The sequence below is a fragment of the Scrofimicrobium sp. R131 genome (genome assembly GCF_040256745.1).
GTDB lineage: Bacteria > Actinomycetota > Actinomycetes > Actinomycetales > Actinomycetaceae > Scrofimicrobium > Scrofimicrobium appendicitidis.
This window is the reverse complement of record NZ_CP138335.1, coordinates 272,977-286,186: the sequence shown is the minus strand read 5'-3', so window position 1 is coordinate 286,186 and position 13,210 is coordinate 272,977. Positions and strand designations below refer to the sequence as shown.

Sequence of the window (13,210 nt, the reverse complement as noted above, 5' to 3'; positions counted from 1 at the left end):
GTCGGGTCAGGACAAAAAGAGCTGCGCCAGCTTGTCAGCGGACAGTTCCGCCCCCGATCCCCGGCGGATGATCTGACCGCGATCCAGCATGATGATCTGGTCCGCATTCTCGGTGGCCCGCAGGCGGTGGGTCACTTCGATCAGCGTGAGCGGATCCGGCCACTGATCGAGGCGGTGGCGAATCTGCTCCTCCAGGTCCACGTTCAAGCTGGCGGCAAACTCGTCCAGGATCAGCACTCGGGGGCGCAGCAGCAGCGCCCGGGCCAGGCAGAGCCGCTGAACCTGACCACCAGACAGGGCCGTCTTGGCCCGTCCCACCGAAGTCTCCAGCCCGTCGGGAAGCGCGCGGATATCCTCGTCCAGGCAGGCGGTGTGCAGGGCGGCCCACAGCTCCTCGTCGGTCGCGTCAGGCGCCCCAAGCCGCAGGTTCTGAGCCACCGACCCCTGGAGCAGCTGATTCTTTTGGGACACGGCCACCACGTGGCGCCGGAGCGAGTCGAGTGTGAACTCGGGCAGCGGGCGCCCGTCCAGCAGAATCTGCCCCTCACCGGGATCGTCGTAGCGCTGCAGGAGTTGCATCAGCGTCGACTTACCCGACCCGGATCGGCCAACCAAAGTGGTGTGGCTTCCCGGCTCAACTTCGAAGCTGATCTCGGTCACGGCCGGCTCGTCCGCTCGCCCGTCGGTGGAGGGGTAGGTGTAACTGACCCGGTCAAATGAAATCAGGGGCGGCTCGGTCAGGTTCAGCTCCACCGGTCCGTCACTGACCCGCTCGGGCGCGTGCGCGATGGTCCACAGTCGGCGGGCGGCCGATAGGGAGTGATCCAGGTACCCGAGGGCGTCCTCGACCCCGCGCGGCCCCTCGAAAACTCGGAGGGTGGCGCCGGCCAGCGCGGCAACCGCCACGGCCGACAGCGTGCCCTGCCCCAACCAGATGACCGACAGGGTGGCGACGATCGTCAGGAACAGGTTCGCCCCGCGGCGCCAGGCCCGCACCGCGCGCGGCTGGGCGCTCAGGCGACTGACCCGCATTCCCAGCTCGTCCAACTCGGCGAGCCGGTCGGCCTCCCGCCCGTAACCGACCACCTCGTCCAGTCCAAACACCGAGTCGGTCAGGTGATGCGCGAGGTCGCGCCGAGATTCAAGCACGCCCTGGGTGGAGCGCAGCGCGCGCCTGATCCCCAGGTAGGGCACGACCAGCAGGGCGAGGGCCAGGCACAGCACCGCCACCCAGACCACGTCCCAACCGAGCCAGAAGCCGGCCGTCAGGGAAGCGCCGATGCCCACCAGGTAGGCGGACACCACCGGAGCAAACGTGTGGGCGTAGACCACTTCGATCCGGTCCACGTCGCGGGTGAGGGAGGCCAGTACGTCGCCGGAGCGGGACTGGGTCACCACGGCCGGCGCTTTGGGCCACAGCTTAGAGAACACGTAGGCCCGCAGCAGTTCAAGCGCTTTGAAGGCCACGTAGTGACCGAGGAACTGCTCAAAGTAGTAGCAGAGCGCCTTCAGCAGGGCCAGGCCCAGCAAAATGGCGAGCAGAGTCCAGATTGAGCCCCCGTTGACCAGCAGGTTCACCACTCCGCCGGTAGCGGTGGCGAACAGGGCCAGGTCCAGCGACAGGTTGAGGACCCGGCAGAGGAGGGAGGCCAGCAGCGGAGGATGCACCGGGCGGGTGATGCCCAGGAGCCAGCGGAGCAGTTCAGGGAGCTTAGGCATGCTGCTTCTCCTTCAGGTGGCCACCGTCCATCTCGTAAACCCGGTCAGCAATGTCCAGCAGGGCCAGGCGGTGGGTGGAAACCAGCACCGTCCAGTCGGAGGGCAGGCTCGACAGAGCCTCGATGATGCGCGATTCGGATTCGATATCGACCTGGGAGGTGGGCTCATCCAAGATCAGGATGCGGCGTCCGGACAGCAGGGCCCGCGCCAGCGAGATCCGCTGCGCCTGTCCACCAGAGACCAACTGCGCCCCCTCACCCAGGTAGGTTTCCAGTCCCCGCGGCATCCGCCGAACCTCTTCGGCAACGTGGGCCAGCTCCAGCGCCTCCCACATTTCCGCTTCGGTGGCTTGGGGCCGAGCCAACCGCAAGTTGTCGGCGATGGTGCCGGTGAACATCCAGGTGGACTGGGAGACCGAGGCGGAGAGCCCGCGCACCTGGCGCGGGGTCAGCTCGGAGATGGGTTTGCCCGCCACCCGGATACTGCCCTCCTGGGCCGGCAGCGAGCCGCGCAGCAGCCCGATCAGGGTGGATTTACCCACTCCGGAGGGGCCAACCAGGGCGGCCCGGGTTCCGCAGGGAACCTCCAGGCTGACGCCGCGCAGCACCTCGCCCTGCCCGTAGCTGAATCGAACCCCGTCGACGGCAATGTCGGGGCCGCTGTGGGTGCCAACCTCCGGGGCCAGGTCGCCCAGTTGGGCCGCCGCCTCGTCCACCGAGGCCAGGCCGTTGGCCCGCAGGTAGGCCCCAATTTCCTTTTGGGAGGCGAGGCCACCCATCCCGATGTAGAAGAACCCGGCCACCTGCTGGAGGGGTTCGAGCATCAGCACGGTCAAAAGCATGATCGTCAGGCCCTCCCCGGGGCTCACCCCGCGGATCACGGTCAGCCAGGCAATGGCGCAGATCAGGACCAGGGAGAAGATCCCGTCCATCACGATGATCACCACCTGGTTCCCGCCGAGCAGACGCATGATCATGCGCCGGTTGTGCTCGCCGTCCGCCCGCAGCTCCCGCTCGATCCGCTCGCCGGCCCCAAACATGCGAATGGTAACCAGGTTCCGGATCGCATCCAGGTAGCGGCCCGCCAGCGCGCCCCGCTGGCGCCGAGAGTTGGCCGAGGTGCGGCGGAACAGCCGCAGGAACCCACCGACGGCCAGCGGAATCACCGGCACCAAAATCAGTCCGACAAATCCCACCACCGGGTCGATGAAGATACCGATGTAGAGCAGGGCCACCACCGGAATCATCATGGCGGCCAGGGTCGAGCCGAAGTAAACCTGGCGGAACTCGGTCACCCGCTCCACCCCGTCGGTGAGCATTTGGATAACCCGGCCCGGGGGAAACTCCTCCCGAGCCGACACCGCCTCGTCCACCGACCGGAACTGGCGCGCCAGCAGCGCTTGACGCAGCCGCCGTTCTTCGCTGCGGGCAGCGCGGCCCCCACCGACAATTTCGGCGGCGGCCAACAACCCCGCGGCCACGGCGAAGACGACGCCGACAATCAGCGTCCCCACCGACCGGTGGTCAAACAGGTGTCCGGCCGCCACCAGGGCGCCGCCCCAGCAGATCGCGGATCCCAGCCGCGCCAACCCCACTAGTTTCGTGTCTCTGCTCCCCTGGGCGGAGATGGCTTTGACCCTGGTTTTTTGCATGCCTCTTGCCTCCAGCTCAACTCGCACTTAGGTAAGTCTAACCTCATGGTTTGGCTGGATGGGAGGGGCAGTTAGCTCAGAACCGCCACCACCAGCGGAACCAGCAGGATTTTGACCACGATCGAAGCGGCAAACAGGGTCGAGTAGGCGGACTCAACCCGCTCGTCCCGCACCCGAGAATTGGCCGCCTGCAGCACCGCCGGCTGCCCGAGGAAACCGGCAATGCCACCGGCAGTTCGAGGCGCCGACATTCCGGCCAACCGGCCCCCGACCAGCACGACTAGGCACGCGACCAGGACCGCGGCCACCGAAATGATCAACGCCGGCCAGGCCGAGGGTGACCGCAGCAGCTGAGCCACCTGCGGCCCCGCCCCCAGCCCTAGCGCGGCCAGGAAGAAGAGCAGCCCCAACTGCCGAATTGTGAGATTGGCCGAATCCGGCAGGGTCCACACCAGCGGACCGGTCCGCCGGAAAGATCCCAGCACCATGCCCATTACCAGGGGGCCGGCCGCCGCCCCCAACGCAAACGATTCGCCCCCGGGCAGCGGCAAGCTGACCATCCCCAGCAGCAGACCGAGGACCAGGCCCACGCCCAAGGCGAGCGCGTCCACCTCGGACACCTGTCGCTGGGAGTCCCCGAAGTGATCGCGGACCGCCTGCAGGTGATCGCGGGCCACCACCACCGCCACCTGATCGCCCAGTTGCAGCGCCAGATCGTCGCGGGCCAGCAGGTCCAGGTCGCCGCGGCGAACCCGGGTCACCACCGCTCCAAAGCGGGCGGGCAGGTTCAGCTCACCCACCTCGCGTCCGGCCAGGTCCGGGTTGGAAAGCACCATCCGCTCAAACTCGACCTCGTCGCGATGGTCGGCCAGGTGATCGGCCGCAATGTCCCCAATCTCGCGGGCGGTTTCCTCGACCGAACCCGGCTCACCCACCATCACCACCAGGTCCCCGGCGCGCAGGTCCTCACCCGGAATCAGGACCCGGGTGGTTCCCTCCCGTTCAACGTAGGACAGGCGGATCCGCTGATCCGCCCACGCAGCAATTTCGCGGGGGTTCACCGATTCGGCCACGCGCACCGTGACAGCGTGTAGGCCCCGGCCCGCGAGCGAAGGCGTGTCCCGCCGGCCCCGCCACGGGCGGCCCGCCACGATCGACACGAGAATCACCCCGACCAGCGCGCCGAGCGGATAGGCGAACGAGTAGCCCACCGCCGGGTCGGCCGACCCGGTCAGCCGGGTGGCAGCGTCCAGGGCCGGGGCCGCCGTCAACGCCCCGGTAAACAGGCCGGCGCTCAGCGGGGCCGGCAGGTGGAGCAGCCCGGCCCCCGCCGCGATCACCACCGCCCCCACCAGCGAGGCCAGCCCGGCCAGCAGCAGGAGGGAAAGGTTTTCCTTCAGACCGGAGCGAATGGTCGCGCCGGCGGCAATGCCCACCGTGTAGACGAAGAGGAGCAGGCCCAACTGCTGAACGATGGTCCAGTCGTTGGCCAGGCTGGGCGAGGCGGCCGACAGGGCCAGTCCCACGAACAGGGCTCCGGCCGCTCCCAGTCGCACCGGGCCCAGTCGGATCGCGCCGATGGCCGCACCAAGAGCAACCACGATGAACAGGGTGAGCAGCGGTTGTTGCGCCAGAATTGTCTCCACCCCTCCACTGTAGTAGGCCGCTAGGATGGGACCATGAACCTCGAAGGTGCCGTGGGCTCGATTGGCCCGAACGAATACTCCGACGATCCCGAGTTCCTGATGGAGCTGGTCACCGGCCAGTGGCTGACCGCAGCCGAGGGGCAGATTCCTGCCCTCTGTATCGACGGGCGGCCCGCTCACGAAGGTCCCTTCCGACTCACCCCGCGTTCCGCCGGGGGAACCGTCGGCCTGTGGGTGGCCGCGGCCCTGGCCACCCCGCCCGGCACGGAGCTGCCCGCTTTGGACGAGGTGGTGTCCGGGTTGGACCGGGCCGGCCTCGCGATTGGGGCGCATCGCGGCCCCGGAACCGGCAGTGGATGCGGGGCCGCCGACGGCCTGGTTCCAATCCTGGGGAACCTGCTGGAGCAGCGCGGTCACGCCCAGCACCTACTCAACCTGATGGATGCCGGGCGAATGGATGCCACCCTGGTTGAGCGGGTGGAAGAGGTGGCCGGCCTGGTCACCCAGAGCGGCACGGACCTGGTTGAGGCGGTAGCAGCTGCCCCCAACGCGCAGATCCTGGACCTGGTGGGGGATCACGCGGAGTCGGCCACCGTGCTGAACTACCGGAGGGGCACCACCCTGAACACGCCCGCCCTGGCCGAGGCCTACCGGCCCGCCCCCCAGGCTTTCGTCGTGGACGCCTGGGCATTCCCGGCTTCAGCCGCGGCCCTGGCCGAGCTGGTCCCGGCCCCGAGCGAGCGCCTCGTGACCGCCCTGGCCGCGTTCAACGCCGCCTCGGTGCTCACCCTAGCCAGCCCCGAGATGCTGCTGGTGCAGGTGGACTAGCCATGGACAAGCTGCGGGTCGACATCTGGCTGTGGGCCACCCGCCAGTTGAAGTCTCGCTCGCTGGCCACCTCGGCGGCCCGAGCCGGCCACGTGCGGATCAACGGGGAGCCGGCCAAGGCCTCCGCGCCGGTGCGGGTGGGCGACGAGGTTCGCCTTCGGATTCAGGGTTTTGATCGGATCCTGCGGGTGCTGGACCTGCCCCCGAAGCGGCTGGGGGCACCGGCCGCCCAGCAGTGCTACCAGGACCTGACCCCGCCTCGGCCCCGATACATTCCGGTCGCGGTGCGCGACAAGGGGGCGGGCAGACCGACCAAGAAAGAACGACGCCAGCTGGAAGCGCTGCGCGGAGAGGAGTGGGCTCGTGATCGACGCCGTTGAACTGGCCACTGGGGCCAAACTACCAATGGTTGGGTTCGGCACCTACAAGGTCGCCGATCGGGCGCAGGAGATTGTTGAGTCGGCCCTGGAGGTCGGCTACCGCCATCTGGACACCGCCCAAATGTACGGCAACGAGGCGGAGGTGGGGCGCGCCTGGACCGGGTCCGGTCTGGCTCGTTCCGACCTGTTCATCACCTCGAAGCTGGACAACCCCAATCACCGGGAGCCGGAGTTCTCCGCCTCCTGGCAACAGACGCTGGAGGACCTGCAGACCGACTACGTCGACCTGTTCCTGATTCACTGGCCCCTGCCCATGCGCTACGGGGGAGACTTCGTCACCACCTGGCGCCAACTGGAAGAGCTGCATCATTCCGGGCAGGCCCGGGCGATCGGACTGTCAAATTTTGAACCGGAACACATCGAAACGATTTTGGCCAATACCGAGGTGGTCCCGCACGTAATTCAGGTCGAGTCCCATCCCTTCTTTCACAATGAGCGGGTAGAGGCGTGTGCCCGCGAGCATTCCATTGTGTTTGAAGCCTGGTCGCCCCTGGCACGCGGCGGCACCACCACCGACCCCACCCTGGGCGAAATCGGTGCCAAATACGGCAAAAGTCCCGCCCAGGTGGCGCTCCGGTGGGGGCTGCAGACCGGCCACGTCGTCCTGCCCAAAGCTTCCACCCCGGCCCGGCAGCGGGAAAACTTGGACCTCTTTGACTTCCGTCTAACCGCAACAGAAATGGCGTTAATTGACCAGCTTGATCGAGGGGAGGCCGGTCGCACCGGTGGACACCCACTAACCAGGGGTTGATAATTGCCCTAATCGTTAGGTGATGGAGGACCCAATGATTAGGCGACGGTGGATGACCGGCATCTTGCTGGTGGCTTTGACCGCTACCCTCTCCGCGTGTACCGCGACCGCCCCTCGTTCCGGGCAGTCTGACGCTGAGGGTCATCCCGACCAGCCTCGCCCTACCGCCCCGCCCCTGCCCCCGCTGACCGTGCTGGACGCCAGCTATCCGGCCGCCGGGGTGAGCGTGCCGGGCCTGCGGGGCCAACGAATTTTGAACTCGGCGGGAATCTCAGCTCGGTGGGCGGATCTGCCCGGCGCGAAAGAGTTCAACCGGAAACTGGCCGAGGTGGTCAAGCAGCAGATCGAGGCGCTGACAGCCGAGTTGGGCACCGACTACACCCCGGAGGCGCCCCCAGCCCCGGCCGGACTGTCCGATCGAGGTTGCGTTCCCGGGTCCACCTTTCGAAGTGCCGAGCAGATCGTGTCCGACCCCGACCTGGCACCCCCGGGTACCGCCCTAACCATTGTTTGCGATCCGGTCCTGGCCGCCGGCCCGCACTTTGGGGAGCGGCTGCGGTTCATCCGCAGCCACGGCGGGCAGGTCACCTCAGACACGGTCGAAACCCTGTACACCGAAACGGGCACCGATCGGGTGGCGCGCGAAGCCGAGCTGCTGGACGCCGAGCGCCTACCGGACCTGTACCAGCAGGCTGAGAAGCTGGCGGCCCCGATCGGGCAGCTGACCGGCGCCCTGACTCCCCCCGAGGGGGCGCCGCTGCTGCGCGACCACGTCAGTGCCATCCAGTTTGGGCCCGACGGCTCCCTGCTGCTGACCGTCGACCAGGGGTTCTTTGCCGCCCACCCTCGGCGTGAGGACGCACCCCCACCCACCCCGTTCAGCCTCCGACTGTCCCCTCAGTTGGCCCAGAAATACCTGACGGATCTGGGCCGAGCCATCGCCAGCTCGATCGCGCAGCCATGGGCAGGAACTCCGCAGGTGAACGCGGGCCAAGCCTTTGTCGACTGCGATCTGGTCCCGTGCCTGGCCCTCACTTTTGATGACGGCCCCTCCTCCAACACCCCCCAGCTGCTGCAGGACCTCGCCGCCCACGACAGCGCCGCCACCTTCTTCCTGATCGGGAAAAACGTGGCAGCCCTACCCCAGGTGGTGGCCGACGAGGTGGCTGCCGGCCACCAGCTCGGGAACCACACCTGGGGACACCCCTCGTTGACCAAGTTGCCCCTCGAAGCAGCTAGCAAGGAGATATCCGATACCACCGCCGCGATTGTCTCCGCCAGCGGGGTCAGCCCCGCACTGGTCCGACCCCCGTACGGCGACTGGAACCAGGTTTTGCAGGAACGGATCCAACTGCCGTTCGTGCTGTGGGACATCGACACTCAGGATTGGCGCGAGCCGCCGGAGGAAGACCTGATCCGGTCCGCCGCCACCGACCCCGATCCCGGTGACATTGTCCTCATGCACGACATTCACGCCACCACGACGGCGGCGATCCCGAAGATTTTGGCTCAATTGCGCGATCGGGGCTTCACCCTGGTCACGATCGATCAGCTCTTTGACGGGGCTGTTCCGGAGGTCGCGTACTCCCGATAGGCTAGGCTAGAGGCATGGATTTGAGCGACAACTATCGCAACGAAGCAATAGTTCGGATGGCTGACGGGACTGTAAAACAGACCAATTTGCTGTCCGGCACCGAGGTCTGGACCGTCCCCGGGCGAGGTGACCGTCCGCTCCCCTCGTCCCTTCCAGCCCCGGACCCAATCGACTACGCGCAGGAGAACTCCTGGTGCGCCTTTTGCCAGAACCGCTACCTGGAGACGCCGCCGGAGAAATCCCGGCTGGTACTGGAGGACGGTCGGTGGAAGACGCTGCAAGCGCTCTCGGCGGACGAACTGTTTCAAACCACCGCCGAGTTTCGCCGGATCCCAAACCTGTTTGAGATCGTTTCGTTCTCATACTGGATGCTGAACCACAACCACACCCCCTCGGAAGCAGCCCACCGGCGGATGGCCCAGTACCTGGCTTCCTCGACCGGATACGAGCACGTCATGAGCGTGGTCAAGGCCCGGATCCTGGCGTCTGGGGTCAGCGCGGAAGACTTCGACCGGATGAGCGAGTCGGAGAAACTGAAGTACGCGAACGGATTCTTCTCCGGGGGTCACGACGTGATCGTGGCGCGGCGCCACTACGCCGACGGAGCGACTGACGCTTCCCAGTTGGCCGGGTCCGGGACCCTCACCCCGGAGGAACACTTCCAGTACCTGCAGATGACCGTGCGGGCCATGCAGGACCTATACCAGCTGAATCCTGCCGTGAAGTACGTGGTGGCGTTCCAGAACTGGCTGAAGCCCGCGGGCGCCTCCTTTGACCACCTGCACAAACAGCTGGTGGCGATCGACCAGAAGTCGGTGCAGACGGTGGCCGAGATCGACCGGATCCGCCAACACCCGTCCATCTACGCCGACATCTTGCAGGTGGGGGCAACCCGCCAACTGCTGATTGCCCAGAACGACTACGCGATTGCGCTGGCCGGGTTTGGCCACCGGTATCCGACGGTGGCGATCTGGCCGCTGGGAAAGCCGGTGGACCCGTGGGAGGCCAGCGAGGAGCAGCTGCGCGGGGTCTCCGACATTTTGCACGCCGTCCACGCCGCCACCGGGGCGGAAGTTCCCTCCAATGAGGAGTGGTACCACCGGCCCCCGACCACCGTCACGCCGGTCCGCTGGCGGATCCTGCTCAAGTGGCGGATCTCGACCCTGGCCGGGTTTGAAGGTGGAACCAGGATTTACCTGAACACCATCGACCCGTGGCAGGTGCAGGCCCGCACGGTCGCGCGCCTGAAGGAGCTGCGCGACGAAGGCAAGATTGCCCCGATCCGGATCGGGGACGAGTGCCGCGTGAGCGCCGCCGACCTGGAGTAGCTACTCGGGTTTGGGTGCGATCCGCTCGACGTCTGCGGGTACCGGTCCGGTCAGCGGATAGGCCAGCCCCGCCTCGGCCATTTGGGTTTGCCCCTCGGGGGTGAGCAGGTGCTCGACAAACTCTTCGCCCAGTTCGCCGGCCGCCTGGACTGAGACAGTTCGACTCTCACAGGTGCCGGGCACCACCACCCAGGAGCTCTCGGTTCCCAGGTTGTTGACAGTTCGCCAGGGGTAGAGGGCCGACTCGGTCTTGACCGCACCCTCGGACCGGTACTTGTCCGCGTCCTCTTTGGTGGCGGGCACGGGGAGGCGGTTGGCGCTAAACCAGGATTGGTTCGCCAGCAGGCAGGTGTAGTCGGTGCCGTAGGGGGTGCCGGTCGACCCGTCGAGCCGGACCCAGTTTTCCTGTTCGGGCGGGGGCGCTTCGGTGGTGGTTTCCCACTCGGCCACCGGAATTTCGGAGGTAACCCACAGTGATTGGCGCTCCAGCCGAAACTCGCCCGTTGAAGACGTGCACCCGGCTAGGCTGAGGACCAGCAGCACCGTGGCTGCCCGTGCTAATCGCGACAAGTTCTCCCCCTTTTCTGTCATCATACCTTCGGGCCCGAAGATGCGGCATGATGGTAGTACTGGAAGGGAGAAATCTTGAAACTGAACACAGAGATCAAAGAGAAGATCGCCACCACCATCGTGGCCGCCGCCGCGGCTTTTGCCGTCACCAAAGCGGTGGACCTAGCGTGGAAACTGGCCACCGGCCAGCAGCCGCCAACCGAGGAGGATGACAACTCGGTGCTGAAGGTCGTGGTGTTTGCCGGGGTGACCGCGATGGCCGCCTCCTGGGCGCGCCAGTTCGCTATGCGCAAGACCAACAGCTACATCGCGGCGCACCCGTTCGGTCAGAAGTAACCGGTGAGCGGCAGGTAGGGCGCCAGGTTGGCCCGTTGGCCCGAGGCGTCCACCCGCTCGCTGGCGCTCTCCCAGTCCGTTCGCCCCACACACAGGTCCAGCCAGGTGGCCATGTTCATCTCCACCACGGCGGGAGGGGTCCCGCGTCGGTGAGTGGTGCCGCCTAGGATCTGGGTGGCGCCCGCCGGGGGCACCCTAACTTCCAGCGCCCGCCCGGGGTGCAGTTTCGTCAGGCATTCCAGCGAGTAGCGCACCGCCCAGATTTGCTCGGAGGCGGGCACGTCGGCCCCAGCTGCCCAGGCAGTGAGTGCGGCCCGCCCCCGAGTTGGATCTACTTTAGATGACACCCTGTTCCTTCATGGCGTCAGCCACCCGCATGAAGCCGGCGGCGTTGGCGCCCAGGACGTAGTCGCCCGGCTGACCGTACTCTTCGGCGGTGGCCAGGCAGGTCTCGTGAATGTCGACCATGATCTGCGCCAGCTCGTCCTCAACCCGTTCGAAGGTCCAGTTAGCGCGCGAAGCGTTCTGTTGCATTTCCAGGGCGGACACCGCCACGCCACCGGCGTTGGCTGCCTTCCCGGGGCCGTACAGAATGTCGGCTTCCTGGAAGATCTCAATGGCGTCGGGAGTGGAGGGCATGTTGGCGCCCTCCGCTACCACCTGGCAGCCGTTCTTGACCAGGGCGATGGCGTCCTGCTCGTCCAGTTCGTTTTGCGTGGCGCTCGGGAGGGCCACGTCGCAGGGCACCTGCCAGGGCCGACCCTCGGTGTTCAGGACCGCACTCGGGCGAGCGGCCACGTAGTCGGCCACCCGGCCGCGACGGACTTCTTTGATTTCCTTGAGCAGATCCAGGTCGATTCCGTCCTCGTCGTACACCCACCCGGAAGAGTCAGAGAAGGTGACGGGCTTGGCGCCAAAGGCCTGCGCCTTTTCGATCGCGTAAATCGCAACGTTACCGGAGCCGGACACGGTCACAACTTTGCCTTCCAGGTCCTGACCGCGGGTGGCCATCATGTCCCGGGCGAAGTAAACCTCACCGTAACCGGTGGCTTCCTTCCGGCCCAGGGAGCCGCCCCAATCCAGGCCCTTCCCGGTCAAGACGCCGGTGTCGTAGCGGTTGGTCAGGCGGCGATACTGCCCGAACAGGTAGCCAATTTCGCGGGCGCCGACCCCGATGTCTCCGGCGGGAACGTCGGTCATGGCCCCAATATGACGCGACAGCTCGGTCATAAACGCCTGACAGAAACGCATCACTTCGTTGTCGGACTTGCCGTGCGGGTCGAAGTCGGACCCACCCTTGCCAGCTCCAAGGCCCCGCCCGGTGAGGGCGTTCTTGAAGATCTGTTCAAACCCAAGGAACTTCACGATGTTGCGGTTGACCGACCGGTGGAAGCGAAGCCCACCCTTGTACGGTCCGAGCACCGAGTTGAACTCGACGCGGTAGCCGCGGTTCACCTTCACTTCCCCGTTGTCATTGACCCAGGGGACGCGGAAGAGAATCTGCCGTTCCGGCTCCACCAGTCGCTCCAGCAGAGCGTACTCGGCGTAGTCGGGGTGACGATCTATGACCGGGCTGAGGCTTTCCAGGACTTCGTGCACTGCTTGGGCAAATTCGGGTTCGCCGGGGTTTCTCCGGAGAACCTCTTCATAGACTGCCTGCACTTTTTCGTTCACTAGTGCTCCTCAACTCGATTCATTCGTCTAACGGCGTTCATTGTTGCAAAATGGTCCCCCGCGCAGAACCCCCATTTCACAGGGTGACCGCTTCAAGGTGAAGATTTAGCCGAGTCGTGCAATGAAGGCAGCAAAATCGGCCATGGCACTAGTCAGAAAGTCCTGGGTTCCCGGGGTTTTGGCCGTGCCGTCGGTCGCAAAATCGCCCTTCTGCAGCGTCAGGTACAATTCCGGGGTTCCCATGACGATGGCGCCCATCATTGGCAGGATCGACCGGGCCTGGGACTGCGCCACCGCGGTGCCAATGGCGCCGCCGGTGGCACCCGCAATCAAAACCGGCTTCCCGGCAAAGGCGCTGTGTCCCTTGGGGCGCGACAGCCAGTCGATCGCGTTCTTCAGCACCGCCGGCATCGACCGGTTGTACTCGGGAGTGATCAGAAGAACACCGTCGGCCCGGGAAACAATCTCCCGCGCCTGCTGACCCTCCGGGGTGGGGGCGGTGTCGTAGGCCGACATGTAGAACGGCAACTGGGCGATCGGCACCTCGACAAACTCCAACGAGTCGGGCGCCCCCTTCATCATGGCCTTCGCCAGGCGCCGATTCAGGGAGTCGGGGTCAACTGAGCCCACTAGTACCGCAACTGTCTTTGCCAATTGGTCCTCCTAGGTTAGA

Annotated in this window: 13 protein-coding genes; 6 read left to right on the top strand and 7 right to left on the bottom strand. The window is 66.2% G+C overall.

Features of this window, described 5'->3' with window-relative positions:
* Window positions 1-6 precede the first annotated feature (6 nt).
* The 3 genes from SAC06_RS01415 to SAC06_RS01405 form a co-directional block, all read right to left on the bottom strand.
* Window positions 7-1,719: an ABC transporter ATP-binding protein gene (locus tag SAC06_RS01415; protein ID WP_350258438.1), complete on the bottom strand. Its 1,713-nt coding sequence runs from the start codon at window positions 1,717-1,719 to the stop codon at window positions 7-9.
* Complete coding sequence (locus tag SAC06_RS01410) at window positions 1,712-3,370, bottom strand: ABC transporter ATP-binding protein (RefSeq protein WP_350258437.1); 1,659 nt, start codon at window positions 3,368-3,370, stop codon at window positions 1,712-1,714. Before SAC06_RS01410 ends, SAC06_RS01415 begins: the two co-directional genes overlap by 8 nt.
* Window positions 3,371-3,441: 71 nt before the next feature.
* Entirely contained in the window at window positions 3,442-5,016 is a 1,575-nt protein-coding gene (locus tag SAC06_RS01405) for a TrkA C-terminal domain-containing protein (protein WP_350258436.1), read from the bottom strand.
* A 33-nt stretch (window positions 5,017-5,049) separates the two neighbouring features.
* On the opposite strand from SAC06_RS01405, the gene SAC06_RS01400 reads away from it, so the two are divergent.
* From SAC06_RS01400 to SAC06_RS01380, 5 genes are read left to right on the top strand one after another with little or no spacing between them, the layout of a single operon-like run.
* Entirely contained in the window at window positions 5,050-5,844 is a 795-nt protein-coding gene (locus tag SAC06_RS01400) for a cadmium-containing carbonic anhydrase (RefSeq protein WP_350258435.1), read from the top strand.
* A 2-nt stretch (window positions 5,845-5,846) separates the two neighbouring features.
* Window positions 5,847-6,224, top strand: coding sequence for an RNA-binding S4 domain-containing protein (locus SAC06_RS01395; protein ID WP_350258434.1), 378 nt, complete (start codon window positions 5,847-5,849; stop codon window positions 6,222-6,224).
* A 25-nt stretch (window positions 6,225-6,249) separates the two neighbouring features.
* Window positions 6,250-7,035: an aldo/keto reductase gene (locus tag SAC06_RS01390; protein ID WP_350259136.1), complete on the top strand. Its 786-nt coding sequence runs from the start codon at window positions 6,250-6,252 to the stop codon at window positions 7,033-7,035.
* Window positions 7,036-7,069: 34 nt separating this feature from the next.
* Window positions 7,070-8,629 (top strand): polysaccharide deacetylase family protein, encoded by a 1,560-nt coding sequence (locus SAC06_RS01385; protein WP_350258433.1) that lies wholly within the window; start codon window positions 7,070-7,072, stop codon window positions 8,627-8,629.
* A 14-nt stretch (window positions 8,630-8,643) separates the two neighbouring features.
* Window positions 8,644-9,957 carry a DUF4921 family protein gene (locus tag SAC06_RS01380; RefSeq protein ID WP_350258432.1) on the top strand — a complete coding sequence of 438 codons (1,314 nt, stop codon included), beginning with the start codon at window positions 8,644-8,646 and terminating at the stop codon, window positions 9,955-9,957.
* Here the strand turns inward: SAC06_RS01380 and SAC06_RS01375 are convergent, their stop codons facing one another.
* On the bottom strand, window positions 9,958-10,527 hold the full coding sequence (locus SAC06_RS01375) for a hypothetical protein (protein WP_350258431.1): 570 nt from the start codon (window positions 10,525-10,527) through the stop codon (window positions 9,958-9,960).
* Window positions 10,528-10,602: 75 nt separating this feature from the next.
* Between SAC06_RS01375 and SAC06_RS01370 the strand changes: the two genes are divergently transcribed.
* Window positions 10,603-10,863, top strand: a complete 261-nt coding sequence (locus SAC06_RS01370) for a DUF4235 domain-containing protein (protein WP_350258430.1) — start codon at window positions 10,603-10,605, stop codon at window positions 10,861-10,863.
* Here SAC06_RS01370 and SAC06_RS01365 read toward each other — a convergent pair.
* The 3 genes from SAC06_RS01365 to SAC06_RS01355 form a co-directional block, all read right to left on the bottom strand.
* A complete protein-coding gene (locus SAC06_RS01365) occupies window positions 10,854-11,210 on the bottom strand; it encodes a sterol carrier family protein (protein WP_350258429.1) in 357 nt (118 codons plus the stop codon). The genes SAC06_RS01370 and SAC06_RS01365 overlap by 10 nt on opposite strands.
* A complete protein-coding gene (gene gdhA, locus SAC06_RS01360) occupies window positions 11,200-12,537 on the bottom strand; it encodes an NADP-specific glutamate dehydrogenase (protein WP_350258428.1) in 1,338 nt (445 codons plus the stop codon). Before gdhA ends, SAC06_RS01365 begins: the two co-directional genes overlap by 11 nt.
* A gap of 105 nt (window positions 12,538-12,642) precedes the next feature.
* Window positions 12,643-13,191 (bottom strand): NADPH-dependent FMN reductase, encoded by a 549-nt coding sequence (locus SAC06_RS01355; RefSeq protein WP_350258427.1) that lies wholly within the window; start codon window positions 13,189-13,191, stop codon window positions 12,643-12,645.
* Window positions 13,192-13,210: the final 19 nt, after the last annotated feature.

Coding starts and splice junctions, on each gene's coding strand:
- SAC06_RS01415 (WP_350258438.1), bottom strand. CDS start 1,719: ATGCCTAAGCTCCCTGAACTGCTCCGCTGGCTCCTGGGCATCACCCGC.
- SAC06_RS01410 (WP_350258437.1), bottom strand. CDS start 3,370: ATGCAAAAAACCAGGGTCAAAGCCATCTCCGCCCAGGGGAGCAGAGAC.
- SAC06_RS01400 (WP_350258435.1), top strand. CDS start 5,050: ATGAACCTCGAAGGTGCCGTGGGCTCGATTGGCCCGAACGAATACTCC.
- SAC06_RS01395 (WP_350258434.1), top strand. CDS start 5,847: ATGGACAAGCTGCGGGTCGACATCTGGCTGTGGGCCACCCGCCAGTTG.
- SAC06_RS01390 (WP_350259136.1), top strand. CDS start 6,250: ATGGTTGGGTTCGGCACCTACAAGGTCGCCGATCGGGCGCAGGAGATT.
- SAC06_RS01385 (WP_350258433.1), top strand. CDS start 7,070: ATGATTAGGCGACGGTGGATGACCGGCATCTTGCTGGTGGCTTTGACC.
- SAC06_RS01380 (WP_350258432.1), top strand. CDS start 8,644: ATGGATTTGAGCGACAACTATCGCAACGAAGCAATAGTTCGGATGGCT.